The organism is Actinophytocola algeriensis (assembly GCF_014203735.1).
In the GTDB taxonomy this organism is placed as follows: domain Bacteria; phylum Actinomycetota; class Actinomycetes; order Mycobacteriales; family Pseudonocardiaceae; genus Actinophytocola; species Actinophytocola algeriensis.
The window spans coordinates 680,030-704,363 of sequence record NZ_JACHJQ010000001.1 but is presented as its reverse complement, the minus strand read 5'-3'; the positions used below and the strand labels follow the sequence as shown (position 1 = coordinate 704,363).

23 protein-coding genes, 2 tRNA genes and 1 pseudogene are annotated in these 24,334 nt (G+C 70.0%); 13 read left to right on the top strand and 13 right to left on the bottom strand.

The window, feature by feature from the left end; all coding sequences use genetic code 11:
* Positions 1–287: 287 nt before the first annotated feature.
* Complete coding sequence (locus tag FHR82_RS03260; protein ID WP_184808700.1) at positions 288–1,892, bottom strand: acyl-CoA synthetase; 1,605 nt, start codon at positions 1,890–1,892, stop codon at positions 288–290.
* A 108-nt stretch (positions 1,893–2,000) separates the two neighbouring features.
* Between FHR82_RS03260 and FHR82_RS03255 the strand changes: the two genes are divergently transcribed.
* Positions 2,001–3,647, top strand: coding sequence for a bifunctional 3'-5' exonuclease/DNA polymerase (locus FHR82_RS03255; protein WP_184808699.1), 1,647 nt, complete (start codon positions 2,001–2,003; stop codon positions 3,645–3,647).
* Here FHR82_RS03255 and FHR82_RS03250 read toward each other — a convergent pair whose 3' ends face one another.
* The 5 genes from FHR82_RS03250 to FHR82_RS03230 are packed head-to-tail and all read right to left on the bottom strand — an operon-like array spanning position 3,648 to position 8,056.
* On the bottom strand, positions 3,648–4,811 hold the full coding sequence (locus tag FHR82_RS03250) for a lactate 2-monooxygenase (protein ID WP_184808698.1): 1,164 nt from the start codon (positions 4,809–4,811) through the stop codon (positions 3,648–3,650). It lies immediately after the preceding gene.
* 10 nt (positions 4,812–4,821) lie between these two features.
* Positions 4,822–5,271, bottom strand: coding sequence for a T6SS immunity protein Tdi1 domain-containing protein (locus FHR82_RS03245; RefSeq protein WP_184808697.1), 450 nt, complete (start codon positions 5,269–5,271; stop codon positions 4,822–4,824).
* A 15-nt stretch (positions 5,272–5,286) separates the two neighbouring features.
* A complete protein-coding gene (locus FHR82_RS03240) occupies positions 5,287–5,757 on the bottom strand; it encodes a hypothetical protein (RefSeq protein ID WP_184808696.1) in 471 nt (156 codons plus the stop codon).
* Positions 5,758–5,810: 53 nt separating this feature from the next.
* Entirely contained in the window at positions 5,811–6,815 is a 1,005-nt protein-coding gene (locus FHR82_RS03235) for a tetratricopeptide repeat protein (RefSeq protein ID WP_184808695.1), read from the bottom strand.
* 17 nt (positions 6,816–6,832) lie between these two features.
* Complete coding sequence (locus tag FHR82_RS03230) at positions 6,833–8,056, bottom strand: NAD(P)/FAD-dependent oxidoreductase (protein WP_184808694.1); 1,224 nt, start codon at positions 8,054–8,056, stop codon at positions 6,833–6,835.
* 119 nt (positions 8,057–8,175) lie between these two features.
* On the opposite strand from FHR82_RS03230, the gene FHR82_RS03225 reads away from it, so the two are divergent.
* Positions 8,176–8,379: a hypothetical protein gene (locus FHR82_RS03225; RefSeq protein WP_184808693.1), complete on the top strand. Its 204-nt coding sequence runs from the start codon at positions 8,176–8,178 to the stop codon at positions 8,377–8,379.
* Between the two features lie 8 nt (positions 8,380–8,387).
* On the opposite strand, the gene FHR82_RS03220 is transcribed toward FHR82_RS03225, so the two are convergent.
* Positions 8,388–9,866, bottom strand: a complete 1,479-nt coding sequence (locus FHR82_RS03220; RefSeq protein ID WP_184808692.1) for a glutamate-cysteine ligase family protein — start codon at positions 9,864–9,866, stop codon at positions 8,388–8,390.
* 105 nt (positions 9,867–9,971) lie between these two features.
* On the opposite strand from FHR82_RS03220, the gene orn reads away from it, so the two are divergent.
* On the top strand, positions 9,972–10,577 hold the full coding sequence (gene orn, locus FHR82_RS03215; protein ID WP_184808691.1) for an oligoribonuclease: 606 nt from the start codon (positions 9,972–9,974) through the stop codon (positions 10,575–10,577).
* 64 nt (positions 10,578–10,641) lie between these two features.
* Positions 10,642–10,714: transfer RNA gene (locus FHR82_RS03210), tRNA-His, on the top strand.
* Positions 10,715–11,355: 641 nt separating this feature from the next.
* Here FHR82_RS03210 and FHR82_RS03205 read toward each other — a convergent pair.
* On the bottom strand, positions 11,356–12,405 hold the full coding sequence (locus FHR82_RS03205; protein WP_311770843.1) for a L,D-transpeptidase: 1,050 nt from the start codon (positions 12,403–12,405) through the stop codon (positions 11,356–11,358).
* Between FHR82_RS03205 and FHR82_RS03200 the strand changes: the two genes are divergently transcribed.
* From FHR82_RS03200 to FHR82_RS03175, 6 genes are all read left to right on the top strand, one after another.
* Positions 12,389–12,688 (top strand): hypothetical protein, encoded by a 300-nt coding sequence (locus FHR82_RS03200; RefSeq protein ID WP_184809350.1) that lies wholly within the window; start codon positions 12,389–12,391, stop codon positions 12,686–12,688. The two genes, FHR82_RS03205 and FHR82_RS03200, sit on opposite strands and share 17 nt — an antisense overlap.
* Before the next feature lie 43 nt (positions 12,689–12,731).
* Positions 12,732–12,804 (top strand) — tRNA-Lys (locus FHR82_RS03195).
* Positions 12,805–13,018: 214 nt separating this feature from the next.
* Positions 13,019–14,905: a tetratricopeptide repeat protein gene (locus tag FHR82_RS03190; protein WP_184808689.1), complete on the top strand. Its 1,887-nt coding sequence runs from the start codon at positions 13,019–13,021 to the stop codon at positions 14,903–14,905.
* 67 nt (positions 14,906–14,972) lie between these two features.
* The gene (locus tag FHR82_RS03185) at positions 14,973–15,593 is read left to right on the top strand and encodes a sensor histidine kinase (RefSeq protein ID WP_311770842.1); all 621 of its coding nucleotides are present in this window, start codon (positions 14,973–14,975) and stop codon (positions 15,591–15,593) included.
* Positions 15,581–16,237, top strand: a complete 657-nt coding sequence (locus FHR82_RS03180; RefSeq protein ID WP_184808687.1) for a response regulator transcription factor — start codon at positions 15,581–15,583, stop codon at positions 16,235–16,237. The genes FHR82_RS03185 and FHR82_RS03180 overlap by 13 nt, the downstream gene beginning before the upstream one ends.
* Before the next feature lie 71 nt (positions 16,238–16,308).
* Positions 16,309–17,415: a serine hydrolase domain-containing protein gene (locus FHR82_RS03175; RefSeq protein WP_184808686.1), complete on the top strand. Its 1,107-nt coding sequence runs from the start codon at positions 16,309–16,311 to the stop codon at positions 17,413–17,415.
* A gap of 126 nt (positions 17,416–17,541) precedes the next feature.
* Here FHR82_RS03175 and FHR82_RS03170 read toward each other — a convergent pair whose 3' ends face one another.
* The gene (locus tag FHR82_RS03170; RefSeq protein ID WP_184808685.1) at positions 17,542–17,961 is read right to left on the bottom strand and encodes a VOC family protein; all 420 of its coding nucleotides are present in this window, start codon (positions 17,959–17,961) and stop codon (positions 17,542–17,544) included.
* A gap of 22 nt (positions 17,962–17,983) precedes the next feature.
* Here FHR82_RS03170 and FHR82_RS03165 point away from each other — a divergent pair, with 22 nt between their 5' ends.
* Complete coding sequence (locus FHR82_RS03165) at positions 17,984–18,658, top strand: GntR family transcriptional regulator (protein ID WP_184808684.1); 675 nt, start codon at positions 17,984–17,986, stop codon at positions 18,656–18,658.
* 4 nt (positions 18,659–18,662) lie between these two features.
* On the opposite strand, the gene ctaD is transcribed toward FHR82_RS03165, so the two are convergent.
* Together ctaD and FHR82_RS03155 are read right to left on the bottom strand one after the other, a co-directional pair.
* Positions 18,663–20,411, bottom strand: coding sequence for an aa3-type cytochrome oxidase subunit I (ctaD, locus tag FHR82_RS03160; protein ID WP_184808683.1), 1,749 nt, complete (start codon positions 20,409–20,411; stop codon positions 18,663–18,665).
* An 847-nt stretch (positions 20,412–21,258) separates the two neighbouring features.
* On the bottom strand, positions 21,259–21,483 hold the full coding sequence (locus tag FHR82_RS03155; RefSeq protein ID WP_184808682.1) for a hypothetical protein: 225 nt from the start codon (positions 21,481–21,483) through the stop codon (positions 21,259–21,261).
* Positions 21,484–21,656: 173 nt separating this feature from the next.
* Between FHR82_RS03155 and FHR82_RS03150 the strand changes: the two are divergent.
* Together FHR82_RS03150 and FHR82_RS03145 are read left to right on the top strand one after the other, a co-directional pair.
* Positions 21,657–22,727 (top strand): annotated as a pseudogene (locus FHR82_RS03150) (transcription termination factor Rho, short form); the annotation flags it as partial.
* A gap of 59 nt (positions 22,728–22,786) precedes the next feature.
* Positions 22,787–23,152 (top strand): hypothetical protein, encoded by a 366-nt coding sequence (locus FHR82_RS03145; RefSeq protein ID WP_184808680.1) that lies wholly within the window; start codon positions 22,787–22,789, stop codon positions 23,150–23,152.
* Positions 23,153–23,161: 9 nt separating this feature from the next.
* Here FHR82_RS03145 and FHR82_RS03140 read toward each other — a convergent pair whose 3' ends face one another.
* The gene (locus tag FHR82_RS03140) at positions 23,162–23,329 is read right to left on the bottom strand and encodes a hypothetical protein (protein ID WP_184808679.1); all 168 of its coding nucleotides are present in this window, start codon (positions 23,327–23,329) and stop codon (positions 23,162–23,164) included.
* A gap of 82 nt (positions 23,330–23,411) precedes the next feature.
* A complete protein-coding gene (locus FHR82_RS03135; RefSeq protein ID WP_184808678.1) occupies positions 23,412–24,200 on the bottom strand; it encodes an SAM-dependent methyltransferase in 789 nt (262 codons plus the stop codon).
* Positions 24,201–24,334: the final 134 nt, after the last annotated feature.

Genomic DNA, 24,334 nt, shown 5'->3' with positions numbered 1-24,334 from the left:
CAACCTTCCAGTCCCCGACTGATAAACGGGCAAACCACACCAGTTGCAATTGGTGCCCCTAAAACGTTTGGCGTGGCTGCCTAATGGCCATGCAACCTCCGAGCCAGGACTCGGGGCAATGACTGACCGTTACCAGTTCTAGCCCAAATGGACTACTGGCAACACGCTGACCTGGCGAAGTGTGCCGACCCGACGATCGTCTGGAATTACCCGGCCGTAATTTGCCCGCATTCTGGGACAGAATTCACGACGATCTGCGGTTGCGTTCGAATTCTCGATGTGATAACTCAGCCGAGTTTGTTGCGCAGGAGTTTGCCGGTCGCGTTGCGCGGCAGCTCGTCGACGAACACGATGTCGCGCGGCACCTTGAACCGGGCGAGATTGGCCTTCACGTACGCCTTCAGCTCCTCGCCATCGACGTCCACGTCCGGCCTGCGCACCACGTACGCGGCGAGCCGCTGCCCGTATTCCTCGTCGGCCATGCCGGCCACCGCGGCCTCGGCGACGGCGTCGTGTTCCAGCAGCAGGTTCTCGATCTCGCCGGGGAACACGTTCTCGCCGCCGGACACGATCATGTCGTCGTCGCGGCCGTCGATGAACAGCAGGCCGTCGTCGTCGTAGTGACCGACGTCCCCACTGGACAGCAGACCGTCGATGATCTCCTTGTGCCTGCCGTCGGTGTAGCCCTCGAACGACAGCATGCTGCCGACGAACACGCGGCCGACGACGTGCGGCGCGGTGACCTTCCCGCCGTCCTCGTCGTAGAGCGCGACCCGGCAGCCGACCGGCGCGCGGCCGACCGTGCCCGGTGCCCTGCGCCAGTCGGCCGGTGTCGCGACCGTCGCCACCGCGACCTCGGTCGACCCGTACAGGTTGTGCACGACGTCGCCGAACGCCTCGGTCGCGCGGTTGCCCAGCTCGGGCGGCAGCGCGGAACCGGCGCAGAAGATGATGCGCAGCGACGACGTGTCGTACTTCGCCAGCACGTCGTCGCCGAGGTCGAGGATGCGCCGCAGCATGGTCGGCACCAGCACGAGCGCGGTCGCCCTGTTGTCCTGGACGGCGCTGACCGTCGCCTCGGGATCGAACTTGCGGCGCAGCACCACGGTCGAGCCGAGCGAGAGCGACAGCAAGAACTGCGACAGACCGGTCCCGTGGAACAGCGGCGCGGCCATGACGGTGCACTCGCCGGTGCGCAGCGGGATGCGGTCGAGGAACTGGGCGGCGGCGAGCGGCGAGCGGACCGTGCGCGGCGCGCCCTTCGGAGTGCCGGTGGTGCCGCTGGTCAGGAGCACGAGACCGCCGGGGTTCGGTGGCTTCGGCATGGGCCGGTCGTCGGTGGCGGCGATCAGCTCCTCGAGGGTGGCGACGTCGGGCTCGCCATCGTCGACCCACGCGAGGACGCGCTGGACGTCGTTGTCGAGCGCGGCCACCAATGAGGTGAACTCCTGGTCGTAGACGACCGCCTCGACCCTCTCCCGGCGGGCGACGTCCACGAGCTGCGGCTTCGCGAAGCCGGTGTTCATGAGCAGGATGCGGGCGCCGAGCTTCCCGGCCGCGATCATCGTGTCGACCGCGCCGCGGTGGTCGCGGGCCAGCAGCGCGATGACCGACGTGGGCCCGAGGCCGCGGTCGGCGAACGCCCTGGCCAGCGCGTTCGCCCGGAGGCCCAGCTGGTGGTAGGTGAGCGACCCCTGCTCGTCGACGATCGCGACGGCCGTGTCGTCCCGGTCGGCCGCGACCTGCGCGGCGCCTGCGATCGGGCCGAGCCTTCTCAGCGTCAGCAGGGACCGAAGTGCCTGGTCGGGACGGGCCACCGGGGCCAGCCCGGCGCGCCTGAGCACGTCGAACCCGCGGATCGCGGCCGGTACCTGGGAGAGCGCCCTGAACACTCGCTGACCTCCTCGTCACGTCCCTTCCCTCGAACCTACTGGCTAGTTAACTAACGGTCCACAGGCGGCCCACCACAAAATGTCGGTGCCCCGGCGCACAATGCGGGCATGCGGGTCGTGGTCGTGCCGGAAGCGGACGGCGCCGGGCGGGTGCTCGGCGCTTCCGGCGTGCCGGAACGCGTCGGTGACCTGGCCGGATGGATGGCCGGGCGGGACGCGCGCTGGGTGCTGCCCTCGGTCGAGGCGCTCTACCCCGACCTGCTGCGCGCGGGCGTGCGCCTGGACCGCTGTCACGACCTGGCGCTCACCGAGGGCATCCTGCTGGCGTTCGAGGAGCGCCCCGGCCGTCCGCGCAACCTGGCCGCCGCGTGGGCACGCATGCGTGACCTGCCGGAACCGGACGATCCGCGCCCCGCCGCACGCGTCGAGCAGCCCGCCCTGTTCGAGGCGGAACGGGAACCGGCCCCGGCGGGCACCGACCCGCTCACGGCGGCCGCCGCCGTGTACGACGACCAGCAGCGGCGCATCGCGGCGACCGCGCAGCCGGACCGATTACGCCTGCTGGTGGCGGCTGAGTCCGCGGGCGCGCTGGCGGCCGCGGAGATGACCGACCACGGGCTGCCGTGGCGTGCGGACGTGCACACGGACCTGCTCACGGACCTGCTGGGCCCGAAACCGGCGACGGGTGCGCGCCCGAAGGTCCTCGCGGAGCTGGCCGAGGAGATCACCGCGGCGTTCGGGCTGGTGGGCGCGCCCGAGGCGCGGCAGGTCAACCCGGACAACCCGGCGAGCGTGGTCCGGGCGTTCGCGCGCGCGGGCATCGACGTGCCGTCGAGCAGGGCGCACGTGCTCAAGGAGGTCGAGCACCCTGCGGTGGCCCCGCTGTTGCGCTACAAGGAACTGGCTCGGCTGTGGGTGGCGCACGGCTGGTCGTGGCTGGACACCTGGGTGGCCGGCGGCCGGTTCCGCCCGGAGTACGTGGTGGGCGGTGTGGTCTCGGGGCGGTGGGCGACGCGTGGTGGCGCCGCGCTGCAGCTGCCGAAACAACTGCGCACGGCGGTCCGCGCGGACGACGGCTGGTCGCTGGTGGTGGCGGACGCGGCCCAGCTCGAGCCCCGGGTCCTCGCCGCACTGGCGGGCGACCGCAAGCTCGCGGACGTCTCCCGCGGCGTGGACCTGTACGCGGGCCTGGCTGAGGAGGTCTTCGACGGCGACCGGGGACACGCGAAGATCGCGATGCTGTCCGCCATGTACGGCGGCACCAGCGGCGGCGCGGGCCCGCTGCTGGCGAAGCTGCGCAAGCGCTTCCCGCAGGCGGTGGAGTACGTGGAGGCGGCGGCCCGCGCAGGCGAGGAGGGCCAGGTGGTGCGCTCCCGCCTGGGCCGGACGTCCCCACCCCCGAGCGAGAAGTGGCGAGCACTGATGGGTTCCCCCGACGCCGACGAACGCCGCTCCCGCCAGGCGGCCCGCGACTGGGGCAGGTTCACCAGGAACTTCGTCGTGCAGGCAAGCGCGGCGGACTGGGCTCTGACGCTGCTGGCCATGCTCCGCAGGCGCATCGCCGGGACGGAAGCCCAACTGGTCTTCTTCCAGCACGACGAGGTGATGGTCCACTGCCCGACGGCCATCGCCGACCAGGTCGCGGACGCGGTGCGGTCGGCCGCACTGTCCGCGTCACAACTGGTCTTCGGCGACACCCCGGTCCACTTCCCGTTGGAAGCGACGGTGGTGGACTGCTACGCGGACGCGAAGTAGCTACATCCTGCGCAGCGTGTCCGGCGACAGGTCGGCGAGCGTGCGGTTCCCGGACAACCCGAGCGTGAGGTCCAGGTCCGCGAGGATCCCGCGCACCGCGTGGCGAACCCCGTCCTCCCCACCCAGCGCGAGCCCGTACACGTAGGGCCGCCCCAGCAACACCGCCTTCGCGCCGAGAGCGAGGGCCTTCAGCACGTCCGCGCCCGTCCGCACCCCGGAGTCGAACAGCACGTCCAGCCGGTCACCGACGGCGGCCGCGATCTCCGGGAGCACGTCCAGCGCGGCGACCGCACCGTCCACCTGCCGTCCACCGTGGTTGGACACCACGATGCCGTCCATCCCGGCCTCGGCGGCACGGCGGGCGTCGTCGACGTGCTGGATGCCCTTCAGCACGATCGGGCCGTCCCAGTGTTCGCGGAGGAACGGCAGCTGGTCCCAGTGGTGGTCGGTGCCGGTGAACATCGGGATCCACTGCAGGATCGCCGAGGTCGGGTCCTCCTCCGGCGACTTCGCGAGCTTCGCGCGGAAAGCCGGGTCGGAGAAGGGGATCGCGGTGCCGATGCCGCGGATGAACGGCAGGTACGCCTGGTCGAGATCGTTGGGCCGCCACGCGAGCGTCCACGTGTCGAGCGTGAGCACCAGCGTCGAGAAGCCCGCGGCCTTGGCGCGCTGCAGGATGCTGATCGTCACCTCGTTGTCGTTCGGCCAGTACAGCTGGAACCAGCGCGTCCCGGCACCGTTGGCCGCCGCGACGTCCTCGATCGTGTTCGACGACGCCGTCGACAGCACCATCGGCACCCCGAGCGCGGCGGCCGCCCGCGCGGTGGCCAGTTCGCCGTCCGGGTGCACGATCGACTGCACCCCCACGGGTGCCAACAGAACCGGCGACGGCAACTCGGTACCGAGCACGGTCGTGGCCAGATCACGCTGTGTGGCATCGGTGAGCATGCGCGGCACGATCCGCCACCCGTCGAACGCCGCACGGTTCGCACGCATCGTCGCGCCGGAACCGGCCCCACCCGCGACGTACCCGTAGGGACCGTCGTCGAGCTTCTCCCGCGCGGCCGCCTCGAACCGGGTCGGGTCGGTGGTGAACGGGGGCACCTGTTCGCCAAGCCCCTGCAGGTAGATCTCGTTCTGGTAGGCGCCGTACTGACCAGCCACGCTGCTGCTCCTAGGAAATCCGGATCGGGGTGCCGGGCGGGAGGTCGCGGACCTGTTCGTGGATCTGCCCGGCGGTGTTCAGCGACACCACGAAGTCGATCACCTCGACGTTGTCCACGTCCAGCGCGCCGCCGAGAACAGGAGGCGACGTGAAGCCGTACACCTGCGTCTCCGCGGGTACGAGCCCGCGCTTCTCGGCCGCGAGTGCGAGTCCGGCCAGCAGGAACTGGTCCTGGCCGTCGTCTGTGCGGAGGTCTGCCTCCAGTGCGGCCGGGTCCGGCCAGCGACAGGACAGCGAGCCCTCAATGGTGTCCAGCAACCAGATGCCGTCGCCCGACTCGAAGAACACATCGCCGAACGGGGAGGCGAACACGGGTGTCCTGCCGTCGAGCCCGAGCCACTCCCACGACCCGAGCCCGCTTTCGAACTGCTCTGCGGTGAACCTGCGCGTCAGTTCCACCGTGCCATTCAACAGCTACCGGCCGTACGGACCGGACGGCGGCCCACCCTGCGGACCGAAGTCCTGCACCGGACCGCGCGGCTGCGGCGGCCCCTGCGGGGGCCGGGGACCGTACTGCGGGCCCTGCTGCGGAATCGGCGGCTGACCGGGACCGGGGCCGAACCCAGGGCCGGGACCAGCTCCGGGCGGCGGCGGGTAACCACCCTGCTGTCCACCGGGGTAGCCGGGATTGGGCGGCCCGTAGCCGGAACCCGGCGGCGCCCACTCCGGCTGCCCGAACGCGGCCTGTGGGGCGGGACCGGGCTGGACCGGCTGCCCGGCCGCGTCGTCGTTGCTCCGCAGCGTCCCGATCAACAGGAACACCGCGCCGACGCCGCCGACGACCAGACCGAGCGCGGGCTGCCACTTCTCCGCCCAGATGAGCAGCCTGAACTGGATGTCCGTGAAGTGCAGCACCGCCGACCCGAACCCGAAAAGGGCCAGCACAGCACCAAAACGAAGCATGTCCGCCCCCAAGTCCGGAATGAGTTGGGCGAACACTAACGAGCGCGTGACCACATCCGCCACAGACCGAACCAACTGTTCGCAACTGCGACCACAGCCAGGCAAAATGCCACTACCAGTAAGGAAACGAACACTCCGCCGCGTGCCGTGACGACTGTCCACACCAGCAGCGCCACGTACGAACCCGCGCACGCCGCCCCGCTGACGACCACCAGCCGCGCCCGCGCCCACAACGCGGGCAGCGGCCGCCGCGCCCCGGGCGGCAGCCCCGCGAACCCCCGCCACGCCAGCACCCCGACGAACAGCAGCGCCCCCAGCCCCACCCACGCCAGCGACGCGAACACCAGCACGACCACCAGCACCGCCTGCCACACCGCGGCCCGCCGCACCGCCAGGTACCACGCGATCCGCTGCACCCGCTCGAAACCCGGCTCACCCCGGGTGCGGACCGGTTTCCTCTTCCGCCGCGCGTCGTCCGACGGCCGGTGCTCCAGCCGCGCCACCTTGTCCGCGACGTCCGTGTTCGCCGGATCGAGGCGCAGCGCCTCGCGGTAGGACTGTTCGGCGAGCATCCAGTCGTGGGCGAGCATGGCGGCGTCGCCGAGCACCTCGTGGGTGCGGGCTTCGCCGGGCGTCAGCGCCACCGCCGCCCGCGCGGCGCGCACGGCCTGCTCCGGTTCGCTGTGCGCGAGCGCCTCGGACAGCGTGACCAGCCCACGCCAGTCGTCCGGCTCGCGGCGCACGGCCTCGCCCGCGGACACCACGGCCTCGTCGTGGCGGTCCAGCTCGACGAGCGCGAGACTCGCGAGCCGGTGCGCCCACGCGGGCTGGCCGAGCGTCATGGCGCGCTTGGCGGCGGTCAGCGCCTCGCTCGGCTCGCCGACCTCGAGGTACGCGGCGGACAGGCGGCACCAGGCCGCCGCGTTGTCGGGGTAGACCTCCAGGACGGACTCCAACACGGCGATCGCCGCCCTCGGCCGTCCCTCGTCGACCAGTCGCGCCGCCCGCACGAAGACCGCCTCGATCGACCCCTCCGCCATCCGACCTCCCCCGGTGGCTACCCCGCCAGCCCCGCCAGATCGGCGTCGACCAGCTTCGCGGGCTCGATCCTGGCCTGCGCGTCCACGATGGCACCCAGCGCGTCGCCGTCGTCCCACATGTTGACGTTCATCGCCGCCCGCACCGCGCCGTCCCGCAGCCAGAACGCGATGAACTCGCGTCCTTCCAGGTCACCGCGCACGACCAGCTCGTCGGTGACCGGGTCCGCGAGGCCGCGGAACTCCATGCCGAGGTCGTACTGGTCGGAGAAGAAGTACGGGCTCGCGGTGTACGGCTCGGCCGCGCCGAGCAGGTTCTTCGCCACGTGCGCGCCCTGGTCCTTCGCGTTGGCCCAGTGCTCGACCCGCACCCGCTGCCCGTAGCGCGGATGGAGCTGCGCGGCGATGTCCCCTGCCGCGTACACGTCCGGTGCCGAGGTCCGCAGGGTCGCGTCGACGTCCACGCCGTTGCCCTCGGACAGCTCCAGCCCGGCCTTCTGCGCGAGCTCGGTCCTCGGCCGCGCGCCGACCGCGAGCAGGAACACGTCGCCGGCCACCTCGGTGCCGTCGTCGAGGCGGACGCCGGTGGCCTGCCCGCCGTCGCCGACGTACTCGGCGACCCCGATCCCGAGGCGGAACGTGACGCCCTCGGTTTCGTGCATGCGGCGGAACACGCCGCCCACGGTGTCGCCGAGGACGCGGTGCAGCGGCAGCGGCAGCGGGTCGATCACAGTGACGTCCGCACCGTGCTTGCGCGCCGCGGCCGCGGCCTCGCAGCCGATCCAGCCAGCGCCGATGATCACCACGCGCCTGCCCTCGGTGAACTCCTTGCGCAGGTCACGGGCGTCGTCGAGGCGGCGAAGCCGGCGGATGTTGTCGAAGTCCGAGCCCGGGACACGCAGGCGGCGCGGGGTCGAGCCGGTGGCGAGCACCAGCCGGTCCCACGACTCGGTCGCACCGCCGACGTCGATGGTCCGGTCGCCGAGGTGGAACGCGGTCGCGCGGGTGTGCAGCCGCAGCTCGATGTTCTTCTCGGCGTAGAACGACTCGTCGTGCACCCAGTCCGGGTCGTCGGTGTCGCCGAGAAGGATGCCCTTGGACAGCGCGGGCAGCTCGTAGGGCCGGTACCGCTGCTCGCCAACGAGCAGCACCTCCCCGTCGAAGCCCTGCTCACGCAACGCACCTGCCGCCGAGGCGCCGGCGAGCCCGGTGCCCACGATCACGATGCGGCGTGGTTCAGCCATGGTCGGTCATGCCTTTCGTGGAGAGATGGAGAACGCGCGTCACGACCCCATCGTCGCGACGTCTCTGTGACGAACGAATAATCGAGCCGCGTACAAACCGACGGCCAGAGGATGGGAATGTGACCAACCATAAGGAGTGGTCGATCACGTGTCGCGACATCGCAGGCCGCCGACGTGACCTGACCGTGTTCGTGCGGCAGGGCAGGGTCGTGCTGGTGGCGCCACCGGGTGAGACGGCCGTGCTCAACCCGCTCGACGTCGGGCGGCTGCGGGCCGTGCTCCGCGACGCCGTGGTCGACGCGTCCAAGACGCAGGAGACCTGACAACTCCACTACACCCCTGGCCAGGAGTGCACGGGCTCGTTGGTGTGCATGTGGGTGGCGTAGCGGCGGGTCATCTCCCGCAGCGCCTGCTCACGTGTCACCGATCGGGTCTCCTCCAGCGCGCGCACGGTGTCGACCTGCCACGTCGAGCCGTTGCGCCCGGAGATGCACCGCTTCTCGATCACGCCCAGCAGCCGGTCCCGCTGCTCGGGCGCGACACCCCACAGGTCGAGGCCCGTGTGCGCGAGCGGCAGCAGCCTGCGCAGCACCAGCTCGGTGACCGGCACGTCGCCGATCCCCGGCCAGTACACCCGCGCCCCGATCCCGCCCTTGGCCGCGGCGTGGAAGTTCTCCTCCGCCGCCGAGAAGCTCATCTGGGTCCACAGTGGACGCTCTTGCTCCGCGAGCGCGCGAACCAGGCCGAAGTAGAGCGCCGCGTTGGCCATCACGTCCACGACCGTCGGGCCCGCGGGCAGCACCCGGTTCTCCACCCGCAGGTGGGGACGGCCGTCGACCACGTCGTAGATCGGCCGGTTCCAGCGGTAGATCGTGCCGTTGTGCAGCCGAAGCTCACTCAGCTGCGGCGTGCCGCCGTCCGCCAGCACCTGCGACGGGTCCTCCTCGTCGCACAGCGGCAGCAGCGCCGAGTAGTACCGGACGTTCTCCTCGAACAGGTCGAAGATCGACGTGATCCACCGGTCGCCGAACCACACCCTCGGCCGCACGCCCTGCGCCTTCAACTCGTCCGGCCGCGTGTCGGTCGACTGCTCGAACAACGCGATGCGGCTCTCCGCCCACAGCTGTTTGCCGAACAGGTACGGCGAGTTGGCGCCCAGCGCGACCTGGATGCCCGCGACGACCTGGCTCGCGTTCCAGAAGTCCGCGAACCGCTCCGGCGCGACCTGCAGGTGGTACTGCACGCTGGTGCACGCCGACTCGGGCGCGATCGTGTCGGCCTGGGTGACCAGCCGCTCCTCACCCGCGATGTTGATCTCCAGATCCTCCCCGCGGGCGGCGAAGATCTGCTGGTCGAGCAGCTTGTAGCGCTGGTTCGACGACAGGGTCTCGGCGTTCATGTGCTCGTGCTGGAGCGTCGGCAGTATGCCGATCATCACGATGTTCGCGTCGACCGTCCGCGCGTGCTCCTCCGCCGCGTTCAGCGACGCGCGGAGGCTCTCCTCGAACCCGGACAGCCCGTCCGGCCCCAGCACACGCGGCGCCAGGTTGATCTCGATGTTGAACTGGCCCAGCTCGGTCTGGAAGTCCGGGTCCGCGATCGCGGCAAGGACGTCCTCGTTCTTCATCGCCGGGTCCCCGGCGGCGTCCACCAGGTTCAGCTCGACCTCCAGCCCCGACATCGGCCGGTCGGTGTCGAACGCAGACTGCTTGAGCATCTGCGCGAACACGTCCAGACACTGCCGGACCTTCTCCCGGAACCGTTGCCGGTCGGCGCGGGTGAACTCGGTCCGCTCGACATCCTTGCCCATCCGCATCGCCCCACTAGGTGAATCGCGTACCGGGAAGCCTCGCGCCAAGCCTTTACCCCCGCAACCTGCGAGATCAAACCAGGGTACCGGGATAAGCTCCGTCGGGTGACGGACAACCTGGTGTGGATCGACTGCGAGATGACCGGTCTCGACTTGAGTAAAGACGCACTGATCGAGATCGCGGTTCTCGTGACCGACTCCGAACTCAACATCATCGACGACGGCGTCGACATAGTCATCCACGCCGACGACGCGGCCCTCGACGCCATGCCGGACGTCGTCCGCGACATGCACGCCGCGTCCGGCCTCACCCCGCTGGTCCGCCAGTCGACCGTGACCATCGCGGAAGCCGAGGCCCAGGTACTCGACTACGTGCGCAAACACATCCCCGACGCCCGCACGGCGCCCCTCTGCGGCAACTCCATCGCCACCGATCGAGGCTTCATCGCCCGCGACATGCCCGCCCTCGACGCCCACCTCCACTACCGGATGATCGACGTGTCGTCCATCAAGGAGCTGAGCAGGCGCTGGTACCCGAGGATCTACTACGCACAGCCCGACAAAGGACTCACCCACCGCGCGCTCGCGGACATCAGGGAGTCCATCCGCGAACTCGAGTACTACCGTGGCACCGCCTTCGTCCCCGCCCCCGGCCCGACGAGCGACCAGGCAAAGGCCGTGGCAGAGGCCCTGATGAACCCCAAACCCTAACCGTTTGCCAACCCACCAGACGGGCACGTTACGATATGCCCGCTGCACGCTTCACGCAGCGATGGTGGGTGTAGCTCAGCTGGTAGAGCACCTGGTTGTGGTCCAGGATGTCGCGGGTTCAAGTCCCGTCACTCACCCGGGGTAGTTGTGTTCGGTGGCCCTTCGGGGCCACCTTCCCCCTTGGGTTCGTCATCATGCTGGGGGGTCGAGCCCCCCAAACCCCCCACGGTGCGTTTTTGTCGCCCTGACTGCGTGGGCGCCTTCGCTTCTGGCACCTTCCCTCGGGGGTTCGCCTTCGGCATCTTCCCCTCGGCGCCTTCGCCTTCGCCTTCGCCTTCGGCATCGGCATCTTCTCCTCGGGGGTTCGCCATTGGCGTTCGCCTTGGTGGGTTCCGGCCTCTCTGTGCGTCTCCCTTCGGGCTGCTTCGGTCGGGCGCTTGCCTATGCAACACGTGTGCTGCCTGCCATCCCGTCGACCTGGCGAAGCCCGATCACACCGCGTCGAGGGGGCACCAACATCCAAACCGGCAGCAAACGCTGGAACGGCCCCCTCGGCGCGGTGTGATAGCACGTAGTGAGGTCGACGGGATGGCAGGCAGACCACCTCACAGAGTCCCTGCCAAACCAGCCCCGTTGCCAGCCCCCTGCCATCCCGGAGACCTGCCCCTCCGGCGAGGAGTCGCCGGAGGCAAAGCCCGTCCGGCGAGGACAAAACCACACTGCGGCATCCCAAAAAGAAGAGCCCGGAAGCACAGGGCTTCCGGGCTCTTCCGCGAGGTCAGCGTTTGCCGCCTACGACCCACTGGTCCCACGGGATCTGCCAGTCGCCGAGGCCGTCCCACGACTCGAGGACCGGGCCGCCGCTGTTCTGGACGGTGATCACGTCGCCTTTCTGGCTGATCTCTTGCAGCCAGCGGGCGTTCTCCGTGGTCATGTTGATGCAGCCGTGGCTCACGTTGCGGTGGCCCTGGTCGCCGACCGACCACGGAGCCGAGTGGTAGAAGATGCCGCTGTTCGACATGCGGCTCGCCACGTCCACGTGGGTCCGGTAGCCCTCCGCCGCGTCCGTCGGCACGCCGTAGGTGCTGGAGTCCATCGTGTAGTTCGTGTGCTCGCTCATGACCACGTACGTGCCGACCGGCGTTTCGTGCCCCGGCTTGCCCATCGAGATCGGGATCGTCCGCGCGACCGCGCCGTTGATGGTCACCGTCATCTGGTGGGTGGCACCGTCGGCCGTCGCGACGATCGCGTCGCCGACCGTGATGTTCGCCAGGCGGCTGTCGTTGCCGAACACGCCGTTGCCGAAGTCCTTGCCGTAGATCGCGGCGTTCACCGTGATCTTCGTGCCGGCGGCCCAGTACTCCTTCGGTCGCCAGTGGACCTCGCTGTCGTCGTACCAGTAGAAGGCGCCCTCGGTGTGCGGCGTCGTCCCGATCTGGATCGCCTGCTCCACCGCGGCCTTGTTCTCGATGTTGACGTCGAAGTAGAACGCCAGCGGCTGACCGACACCCACGGTCTGGCCGTCCAGCGGGTTCATGGAGACATCGGCCTTCACGCGCGGTGTCGCCGTCGAGAAGACCGAGGTCACCGTGGCCGGCTTGCCGTCCGTGCCCGCACCGGTCGCCGTCGCCGTGTAGGTCTTGCCGAACCCGAGGGGCTCGGTGGTCTGCCAGGTGGTGCCGTCCGGGGACAGCTGCCCCGCCACCGGCTCACCGGCCTCGTTGACCAGCGTGACCTGCGTGACCTTGCCGTCCACCGCCGCGATGGTCACCGGGCCGCCCGGGACCACGTCCACGGCCTTGTCACCAGGCGTGATCGTGATCTTCACCGGCTTCTTCGGCGGCGCGGGCTTCGCGCTCGACGTCGACCTGCTCGCGTCGTCCTTCGGCGCCGTCTCCGCCTCGCCGCTGGTACATGAAGTGATCATCAACACGGCGAGGCCCAACACCCCGCCGACAAGCAGGCCCCGCCGCGGGCCACCCCAAGCCATCACACAACCGCCCCATCTGCCCGTGATCGTCAGACACAGTGTGCCGGATGCGTCCAACGCCCTGGAGCAGGCCATCCACCCGGATGAGGAATCCGATTTCTGGGGCCTCAGGGGCACGTGATACGGTTCCTCACGTCGCGGCGGAGAGATCCCCTGCGACACGCGCGCCGCTAGCTCAACTGGCAGAGCAGCTGGCTCTTAACCAGCGGGTTCGGGGTTCGAGTCCCTGGCGGCGTACATCAGGACCGCGGGTCGGTGTTCATCACCGGCCCGCGGTTTTGTGTCTCCATCGTTGCCGTGCCGTGATCTCGGCCGTGCCGCTGACCGTCCACACAGGACGTGGCAAGAAGCGGACGCAATACCTGGCAACCGGATCATTCCGGGCCCCCTCCCGGGCTTCACGAGCGACAATTCTTTCGGCATCCCGCCAGTTCCCGGGAAGGAACCACCGATGGACCGCCCGCAGCAGCCTGAGCCTGTCCCCACCCCGCCGCCCACGCCGTCGGCGGAGCCCGGGCTGCCCAGGGAAGCGCAGACGACCACGCCGGAAACGGCCGCCAGTGCACCCGCTGCGGGACCTGACTCACCGCCACCCGCCGCAGCCGAGCCCGCGGCGGCAGCGCCGGCACCCGAGCCCACCCCAGCAGCGGCGGAACCCTCCGACCCTGCCCAGTCTCCCGCCGCCGCCGCGGCGGCAGTCACGCTCCCCGCCGCCCTCGGCACCCCCGCAGCACCCGAGCCCGCCCTGGTGGCGCCCGAGCCGTTCATCCCCGTCCAGCAGGCGGCGGCTCAGACCGCCCCCGACACCGAGCAGCTCACCATCCCCCACCTGGCCGGGCCGCCGCCGCCCCTGCCCGGCGTCCAGCCACAGTGGAACTTCCGGGTCAGCGACCCGCGTCCGGCGTTCTACGACCCCGACGCCACCCCCACCTACGGCACCCGCATCCCCAAGCCGCCGAAGCCCGCCGACCCGCTCGCCGTGGCACTCGGCAACGCGTCCCTCCTCGGCATCGGCTACGTCCTCCTCGGCCGGAAAGTCCTCGCCGTCACCGCGGCGCTGGTCACGGTCGCGCTGCTCTTCCTGCTCGTCACCACGACACCCACCCTCTGGTTCGAGTTCGTGGTCGTGGCCTGGTGGGTGGCGGTCATCGTGCACGGGTGGGCGCTCGCCCGGCCGCGGCCGCGGCCCAACCCGGTCCGCACGCAGCGGTTCGTGGCGCTGGGAGCGGCGATTCCCGTGCTGCTCGCGTTCGGGCTGCTGCGGTTCGACGCCGCGGGGATCGAGCAGGACACCGCCGACGCGCGGGCCGACGGGGACTGTGGCGCCGCGCTCGAGGCCACCGGCACGCTCTGGTTCGGGCACGAGCTGGCCAACGCGCCGCTGACCGTGCGGGCCGACGACACCGTCCGGGCCTGTGACCAGCTGCGCACCGCGGGCCGGGAGCTGGACACGGCACTCGGCGGGAACACCACCGCGCTCGCCGCCGGGTTCGGCGACCTCCAGGGCGTGCTGCGCGACCTGCCCGGGCACGAGGAGATGGTCCGCACCACCATGGACCGGTTCCTCGGCGCGCTGCCCGTCGACGACCCCTGTGACACCAAGGCCGTCACCGACTGGCTCGGCAAGGAGAAGCCGGGCGGGACGCTGGCGGACGCCACCGAGGTCGTGCCGAGGATCGCGCCCGACGCCATCGTCGGCTGCGCGGACTTCTTCATGGAGAAGAGCGACTGGCAGCCCGCGCGACAGCGCTACCAGCAGCTCCTCGACCAGTACCCCGACCACGAGCTGGCACCGAAGGCGCAGGCGGGCGTCACGAAGGCCACGCAGGCCATCGAGCTGAACAACGTGCGCACCCTGCTCACCCCGGCCGCCGGCTCGACACCCGCGTACTGCGACAAGCCCGCGCCCTACAGCGGCGCCAAGCCCTACGTGCCCAACCGGCCCAACCGGGCGCTGGTGTTCGGCAACGACGCGCACACCGGCAAGATCCCGCCGGGCTGGAAGGCCACGGACGCCGCCGACGCGGTCATCGTGGTCTGCGCCGGTGAGACCGAGTACGGGACACCCGTGCAGACCTGCCCGTACGAGGCGGCCGACAGCATCCTCGGGTACACGGACGTCACGTTCCACAAGATCGCGATCCCGCTGCGGGTGTTCGAGGTGCGGACCGGGAAGCTCGTCGCGTCGTTCAAGCTGGAGATCGGCGGCGCCAGCTGCCCGGCCGTCCTCGAGTACCGGTCGTCCTCCTATGTGGACTTCGGGCCGCCGTCGCAGGTGTACGTCGCCGCGTCGGTCACCGACGTGCAGGGAGCGTTCCGGCCGATGCTGGTCCCGTAGGAGTACAGCCTGCTGTACTGCGGCACGGGGTTGCGGCGGCCTATCGTCGCGGTGCCAAGGAGGTGCCGTGCCGAGCCGCGACCAACACCCGACCGTCTGGCCCGCGCTGTACGCCACCGAGCTGGGGCGCATCGAGCGGCGGCTGCACGACGGCACGCAGAACCGGCTCGCCGCCGTGACCGTGCTGCTCGGCGGGGCGCGGCGCGCGCTGAACCGTGACCCGGGCGCGGCCGACGCGATGCTCGGCCGCGCACAGGACGCCACCGAGGCGGCTCTGGCCGAACTCCGTGCGGTGGTGCGGAGCTTCCAGCCACCGGTGCTCGCCGGCCGGGGGCTGCCCGGCGCGCTGTCCGCGCTGGCGGCGGCGAGTCCGGTGGCGTGCCGCGTCGACGCCGAACTGCCCGGCCGGTGTGCCGAGGAGGTGGAGGCGACGGCGTACTTCGTGGTGGCGGAGGCGCTCGCGAACGTCGCGGGGCACAGCAACGCCCGGCACGCGACCGTGGCGCTGCGCCACCGCGACGACCTGTTGCACGTGGCGGTCACCGACGACGGCCGCGGCGGCGCGCGGCCCGGCGCGGGCCTCGACGGGGTCCGGGGGAGGGTCGAGGCCGTCGGCGGTACCTTCGCGCTGACAAGCCCTTCCGGCGGACCGACCACCTTGACTGCGAGACTGCCATGCGGATTGTGATCGCCGAGGATGACGCCCTGCTGCGCGAAGGGCTCGCGATGCTGCTGCGCGCGGAGTCCCTCGACGTCGTCGCCACGACCGGCAACCCGGACGACTTCCTCGCCGCAGTCGACGAACACGACCCCGATGTGGCCATTGTGGACGTTCGGATGCCGCCGACCCACACCGACGAGGGCATCGTCGCGGCGGTCGAGGCGCGGCGGCGCAAGCCGGAGCTGGCGGTGCTCGTGCTGTCGGCGTACGTGGAGCAGGCGTTCGCCACGGAGCTGCTCGCCGGTGGCGGCGCGCGGCTGGGCTACCTGCTGAAGGAACGGGTCGGGCGGGTCGAGGAGTTCCTGGACGCGCTGCGGCGCGTCCGGAACGGCGGCACGGCCATCGACCCGGACGTCGTCGCGCAGCTGCTGGCCAGGACGCGGCGCGACACGAAGCTCGAACGCCTGTCGCCACGGGAGCGGGACGTGCTGGCGCTGATGGCGGAAGGGCTCGGCAACAGCGCGATCGCGGAACGGCTCGTGGTCACGGACGGCGCCGTGCACAAGCACATCCGCAACATCTTCGCGAAGCTCGACCTCGCGCCGGACGACCGCGCCGACCGCCGCGTCACCGCGGTGCTGCGTTTCCTGGAGGACTCGAACGGGCGGTAGTGCCTGCTGTACCACGGGTCGTGCAGCGCACGGGATCGTCACAAGGTCGCCGGCAGACCAGCATTTCCGGCATGACCAACACTTTTCGCGGCATCGCACTCACCGCGGTCGCCTGCCTCGCCGTTGCCTGCGCACCGTTCGACGAGGCGGCGGCCGCACCGCGCGCCGATCCCGTGCAGCAGAGCCTGAACGCGTTGACCGACGACTTCCCAGGTGCGCTCGCGGCGGTGCGCGGCAGCGAGGGCAGGACGCGCGACTACACGGCGGGTGTCGCCGACACGCGGACCGGTGCGCGGATGCCGGTCAACGGACGGGTCCGGATTGCCAGCAACACCAAGACGTTCACGGCCACGGTCGTGCTGCAGCTCGTCGGCGAGGGCAGGATCGACCTCGACGCGCCGGTCGCGAAGTACCTGCCGAACCTGGTTCCGGACGGCATCACCGTGCGGCACGTCCTGCAGCACACGAGCGGTCTGGTCGACTACGACGACAAGCTGATCGACGACTACGCGGCCGTGCGGCACGTGCACTTCGAGCCGCGTGAGCTGGTGGACGTGGTGCTCACCGAGGACCTGCTGTTCCCGCCCGGCACTCGGTTCAGCTACAGCAACGCCAACTACGTGCTGGCCGGGTTGATCGTGCAGAAGGTCACCGGCAGGCCCGTCGGCGAGGAGATCACGAAGCGGGTCATCAAGCGGCTCGGGCTGCGGGACACGTACTGGCCGGAGCTGGGCGACCAGACGATCCGGGGGCGCCACCCGCACGGGTACTTCCCGGCCGCCGACGGCTCGCGTTTCGACGTGACGGAGATGGACCCGTCGATGGGGTGGGCCGCGGGGCAGCTCATCGGGACGCCACGCGACCTCAACAGGTTCATGACCGCGCTGCTGGACGGCGAACTGCTCGACCCGGCGCAGCTGGCGGAGATGAAGAAGACGGTGCCCGCACCGGACTTCGACCTGACGGGCGACGCGACGTACGGCCTCGGGCTGGGGACGTTCCGCCTCAGTTGCGGCGGCCGGGCGTGGACCCACGGCGGCGACGCCCCTGGCTACGTCACCCGCAACGCGGTGACCGACGACGGCCGCGTGGCGACGGTCGCGGTCACCGCGAACCCGACGACCCTGCCCGCCGGGCGGTCCATCGAAGCCGCCCTCGACACGGCGCTGTGCTCGTAGGACAACCGAACGTCGTCCAGGGGCCGGGTCGACGAGCGGGGGTCTTGTCCTCGCCGGACGGGCCTCCTCGCTGGACTTTCGGGGGTCTGGTGGTGCCGGGAGCCCGGCACACGTGGTGACACAGCGTTAGGCCGCGAAGACCTGCGAGTCGTCGGCGAAGGCTTTGAACTCCAGGGCGTTCCCGGCCGGGTCCAGGAGGAACATCGTCCACTGTTCGCCGGTCTCGCCCTTGAAGCGGACGTACGGCTCGATGACGAACTCCGTCCCCGCCGCGCGGAGGCGGTCCGCCAGTTCCTGGAAGTCCGGGACCGTCAGGATCAGGCCGAAGTGCGGCACCGGGACGTCGTGCCCGTCGACCGGGTTGTGGACGCGCTGGGGGCGGGCCGGGGCGAGGTGCGTGACGAACTGGTGGCCGTGCAGGTTCCAGTCCACCCACGTGTCCGAGCTCCGGCCCTGCGCCAGCCCGAGGACCTCGCCGTAGAAGCGGCGCGCGGCGGTCAGGTCGTCGACGGGCATGGCCAGGTGGAAGCGTGGAATATCGGTCATGTCGTAATGTTAACATTCAGACATGACGACACGGGTGGCTCCCGCGCGACGCCGGGGCCTGGCCGACGAGGTCGCGGACAGCATCCGCGACGCGATCTTCAGCGGTGCCTACGAGCTGGGCGCACAGCTTCGCGAGGTCGAGCTGGCCGCCGCGCTCGAGGTGAGCCGGGGGCCGGTCCGGGAGGCGCTGTTGCGGCTGGAACGCGAGGGCCTGGTCCGCAGCGCCTGGCACCGCGGCGCCACCGTCATGACCCTCTCGCCCGAGGACATCGCCGAGCTGGACAGCCTGCGTGGCGCGCTGGAGCGACTCGCGGTCGAACTGGTCGTCGCGCAGGCCTCGGACACCGAAGGCACCGCCGACGCCAGCGGCCTCGATGCCATCGAGCAGGCCGCGGCGCGCATGTCGCGCGCCGAGGACGCGCACGCCATGGTCCGCGCCGACATCGAGTTCCACGACGCCGTGTACGCCGCCGCCGGGCATCGGCGCCTGTTCGAGGCCTGGCAGGCGATCCGCTCGCAGGTCCACCTGTTCCTGCTCACCCGGGTCGGGGTCAGCACCGAGGACTACCTGTCGCACATCCCCGGGGAACACCGTGACCTGGTCGCGGCGCTGCGGTCCCGGGACACCGAAACCGCGCTCCGGCTCTTCGCCGCACACCGGCGGCACGCGTTCGAACTGGTCACCACAAAGCGCTGAGCGGTCATTCCGACTGCATCGCGTCGCCCAGTTTCTCCGATGGTGCCCGCGGTTGCTCGTCGGCGTGCCCGCCCCACGGGCCGACGTACTTGTGTCGCCGGGCGTCGTCGATCGCATGTGGGTAGCGCAGGTCGAACGCCGGGCGCTCGGTGCGGATCCTGGGCAGCTCGGTGAAGTTGTGCCGCGGCGGCGGTGACGACGTGGCCCATTCGAGGGAGTTGCCGTAGCCCCACGGATCGTCCATCGTGGCCGGTTCGCCGTAGCGGTAGCTGCGGAAGACGTTCCACACGAACGGGAGTACCGAGGCGCCGAGCACGAACGCGCCGATCGTGGAGATCGTGTTGAGCACGGTGAACCCGTCGGAGGCGAGGTAGTCGGCGTAGCGGCGCGGCATGCCCTCGTCGCCGAGCCAGTGCTGCACGAGGAACGTCGCGTGGAAGCCGAGGAACGTGGTCCAGAAGTGCAGTTTGCCGAGCGGTTCGTCGAGGTACCGGCCGGTGATCTTGGGGAACCAGAAGTAGATGCCCGCGTAGGTGGCGAACACGATCGTGCCGAACAGCACGTAGTGGAAGTGCGCCACGACGAAGTACGTGTCGGTGACGTGGAAGTCGATCGGCGGTGACGCCAGCAGCACGCCGGTGAGGCCGCCGAGCAGGAACGTGACGAGGAAACCGATCGCGAAGAGCATCGGCGACTCGAACGTCAGCTGCCCCTTCCACATCGTGCCGACCCAGTTGAAGAACTTGATGCCGGTCGGCACGGCGATCAGGAACGTCGCCATCGAGAAGAACGGCAGCAGCACCGCGCCGGTCGCGAACATGTGGTGTGCCCACACCACAACGGAAAGCCCGGCGATGGCGATCGTCGCGTACACCATGCCGCGGTAGCCGAACAGCGGTTTGCGGCTGAAGACGGGGATGACCTCGGTGATGATCCCGAAGAACGGCAACGCGACGATGTACACCTCGGGGTGGCCGAAGAACCAGAACAGGTGCTGCCACATGATCGCGCCGCCGTTCGCGGGGTCGAACACGTGCGCACCGATGAGCCGGTCGGCGAGCAGCCCCATGAGCGCGGCGGTGAGGATCGGGAACGCGATGAGGATCAGGATCGTGGTGATCAGGATGTTCCACGTGAAGATCGGCAGCCGGAACATCGTCATCCCGGGCGCACGCAGGCAGATGACGGTGGTCAGCATGTTGACGCCGCCGAGGATCGTCCCCAGCCCGGACAGCACGAGCCCGACGATCCACAGGTTGCCGCCGACGCCGGGGCTGCGCGTGACGTCGGACAGCGGCGTGTAGGCGGTCCACCCGAAGTCGGGCGCGCCCGCCGGGGTGAGGAACGAGCCGAGCACGATCAGCCCGCCGAAGAGGAACAGCCAGTAGGAGAGCGCGTTCAGCCGGGGGAACGCCACGTCGGGCGACCCGATCTGCAGCGGCAGGACGAAGTTCGCGAAACCGAACAGGATGGGGGTCGCGTAGAGGAGCAGCATGATCGTGCCGTGCATGGTGAACAGCTGGTTGTACTGCTCCTGTGACAGGAACTGCAGGCCCGGCGAGCCCAGCTCGGCGCGCATCAGCAGCGCCATCACACCGCCGGTCATGAAGAAACCGAACGAGGTGACGAGGTAGAGGACGCCGATCTGCTTCGGGTCCGTGGTCCGCAGGAGCCCCAGGAGGACAGCGCCTTTCGGGCCCCGCACGGCGGCGCCGGCATGTACGCGTATCGGGACTGGTTTCAGCGCGGTCATGGCCCGCTCCCACGTCGTCCTCGCGCCTCATGGTTCTCCGCCTGCGCGGGATCGGCAACCCCGGTTGTCCACAGCAGGGCGAGTTGTCCACAGGTGGGCCCTTTCGCCTGATTTCTGCCGCGCCAACCGGTAAGCTGGCAAGGCGGGACGCCCCCGGGACAGGGTGGGGGTTGGGCACCGGCGACTGCGCGGGACCGGGCTGTGTGCGATTGCCGCGAAAGGCGCGTTGACGGCATCACCGATGCCTCGAAAGGACCCTTCCCAACGCTCGATGCGATGAAGGACCCCTTCATAACTTCCGGCGTGATGAAGGACCCCTTCGTTGCGCTCACCGTGATGAAGGGCCCCCTCATTGCGCCCGGTGTGATGAAGGGCCCCTTCATGACATCGGGCCACGCCCTGAAAGCGCCTTTCACGGCACGAAGGCCAACCGAGCAAAGGCGGAAGCCCGCCACACAGGGGCTCCCTGCCATCCCGTCGACCTGGCGAAGCCCGATCACACCGGCTCAAGGGGGCACCACCAACGGAACCGGCAGCAAAGTCGAAAAACCGCCCCCTTGAGCCGGTGTGATAGCCCGTAGGGAGGTCGACGGGATGGCAGGCAGACCCGCACCCAACCGCAGCCAAACAACGAAACCGAGGAGCCATCCCAGAGACCTGCCCCTCCGGCGAGGAGCCCCCGGAGGGCAGCCCCGGAGGGCAACACCGGCCGCCGAGAACCGCACGACTTTGCCGAGGCAGCCGGACAGGGTCGCGTACCGGCCCAAGGCGACCGGGCCCAGAAAGGGCCCGCGGCGGGTGACCGGCCACGACAGGCGGGAACAACCCGGTCACCCGCCGCGTTGTGTCACTTGGAGAGGGTCTCCAGCTCGGCCAGTGCGGCGGCCAGGCGGAAGTACTTGCTGGTGCCGAGGTCGCGCACGGTCTTGATGTTGAACGCGGCGGCCAGCTTCTCGGCGTCGCCCTCGCTCACGCCCGAGATGGCGGCCACCGGCGCGTCCAGGATCTCGGTGACGCTCCGGTCCTCGTACGCCTTGTCGAGCTGCTTCGCCAGGTCAGCGGAAACGGCCACTTTGGTGCTCTCCTTCAACGGTGGGGACTGACGGTCGAACCATAGACGGTTGCGCACCGTGCGGTCGGGGAGGTAGCCTCGGGTCACCGCTCGTGGATGCGGATCTCTCCCCCACTGAGCCTTCTTCTTTCTCCTCTCAGTCCTCATGCGACTGCTTCTTCTAAGGATTTCCCATGTCTGTCAACGGAATACTCGACGTCGTCGGTGATCGCGCGTTCGTGCGCGCCGACGGATACCTGCCCACCCCCGACGACACGTCCGTCCCTATGGGACTGGTGCGTGCCAACGACTTGCGGCGCGGTGACACCGTCACCGGGGACACCCGGTCCGGCAAGCTCGCGACCGTCGACAGTGTGAACGGGCAGCGGCCGAAGTACGCGCGTCCCGCGTTCACCGACCTGACTCCCCTTTACCCCAACGAAAGACTCCGCCTCGAAACCGAGTCGCACGCGCTCACCGCGCGGGTGAGCGACCTCGTCATGCCCGTGGGCAAAGGACAGCGCGCGTTGATCGTCGCACCGCCGAAAGCCGGTAAGACCACTGTGCTGCAGGCGATCGCGCACGGCATCGCCAAGAACCACCCCGAGTGCCACCTGATGCTGGTGCTCGTCGGCGAGCGGCCGGAAGAAGTCACCGACCTCGCCCGCGGTGTGCCCGCCGAGGTGGTGGCGGCGACGTTCGACCAGCCGCCGAAGGACCACACGGCGCTCGCGGAGCTCGCCATCGAGCGGGCCAAGCGGCTCGTCGAGCAGGGGCGCGACGTCGTCGTGCTGCTCGACTCGCTCACCCGGCTCGGCCGCGCCTACAACCTCTCCGCCCCCAGCTCCGGCCGCACCCTGTCCGGTGGTGTCGACGTCGGCGCGCTCACCCCGCCGAAGCGCTTCCTCGGCGCGGCCCGCAACGTCGACGGCGGCGGCTCGCTGACGATCTTCGCGACGGCGCTCGTCGAGACCGGCTCCGCCGGTGACTCGCTGATCTTCGAGGAGTTCAAGGGCACCAGCAACGCGGAGCTGCGCCTCGACCGGCGGATCGCCGAGCGGCGCGTGTTCCCCGCCGTCGACGTGCGCCAGTCCGGCACCCGCAAGGAAGAACTGCTGCTCACCGCCGGTGAGCTGGCCGCGACCCGCGCGCTCCGGCACGCCCTCGACACCCGCGACAACCACCAGGCCATCGACATCCTGCTGGAAGGCCTGCGCAAGTCCGAGACGAACACCGACTTCCTGCGCGGCCTGACCCGCCGCTGAGCTTTTTGAACCGGGGCAGGCCGCCGACCGTTCATAAGGGTATGGCCCGGGTTCTGAGCGTGGTTCTGGTCGCCCTCTGCTGGGGGCTCGCGGCGTGTGCGCGGGAAGCGCCACCACCGCCGCCCGACCGGGCGTACACCGTAGAGGAACTGGCCGAGAAGGTCGGGTGTACGCCAGAGTTCCAGGGCAAGACCAGCGACTTCCGCCAGGCCGCCTGTGCCACCGACGCCACCCGATACATGCTTCTCGACTTCACCACCGACGAGAAGAAACAGGCCTGGCTCGACACGGCCCGTCTCTACGGCGCCACCTACCTCGTCGGCGATCGGTGGGCGCTCACCAGCCTCGAGGTCGCCGACATGGAGCGGCTACACAGCGAGCTGGGGGGCAGTCTCCTCGAGGGAGACCCCACCATGCAGCACTGACCCGGTCGGCTACTGGGTCACGACCAGCACGGCGGCGGGACGGCCCATGCTGTCGTCGTCGTTGTCGTCGTCATCGTCCTCCTCGCTGTCGTTGCACGCGGCGAGCAGCGGCAGCGCCGCCAGCGCGCCGATCACGGCGAGCATGCGGAGCGAGCGGCGAGTGGGGTCGTGTGCCACGGGGTGGATCCCTTCGATCGACGTTATGTCCGATTCAGTCGTACCAGTCCTACCCCATCCGGCGTACTCCCAACCACCCGGACTACCCCTTCCTGGCGACCCCCGCGAACGACAGCTCGTTCATCTCCGGGTCGTCCGCGATGTCACCGGCCCCGCCGGGGCGCCACGTGCCCGTGGGCACCAGACCCGGTGAGACCAGCGAGAAGTCACCGAACAGCGCGGAGATCTCCTCGCGGGTACGGGGGAACACCTGGCCCGCGCCCCGGTTCCCGCGCACGACGTCCGCCACCGCGGAGATCTTGTCCTCCTGGATGTCGTCGGTCATGTGCGTGATCGCGAGCTGGCTGCCGGGCACCAGCGCGTTCCGGTACCGCGCCACCAGCGCCGCCGGGGCGGACTCGTCCGGGATCCAGTGCAGCACCAGCAGGAACAGCAGGCCGACGGGCTCGTCGAAGTCGATCAGGGTCCGGGTCGTCGGGTGCGTGAGGATCGCCTCCGGGTCGCGCATGTCGGCCTCGACCATCCCCGCGCGGTCGTTGCCGGACAGCATCAGCTCGCTGTGCGCCACCGCGATCGGGTCGCGGTCGACGTACACGATCCGGCACTCCGGGTCCTCCTTCTGCGCGATCTCGTGCACGTTGCCGACCGTCGGGATGCCGGAGCCGATGTCGAGGAACTGACGGATCCCCTCGCCGACCATGAACCGGACCGCGCGGGCGAGGAACGCGCGGTTGAGCCGCGCCGCGGCCCTGATCCCGGGCACCGCTCGTTCGACCTGGTCAGCCATGGTGCGGTCGGCCTCGAAGTTGTGGCCGCCGCCGAGCAGATAGTCATATGTGCGCGCACCGCTGGGCGCGGACGTGTCGATCATTCCCGGAACCCAGTCCTGCTGTGTCACAGCACACCTCTATTTCGCGGAGAAGTCGGGGCAAATCTCGGGATAGCACCCGATCGGGCGCTGTCGGAGACCACCGCAGGGCCCTTACTGTAATCCGTCTCGCGAGG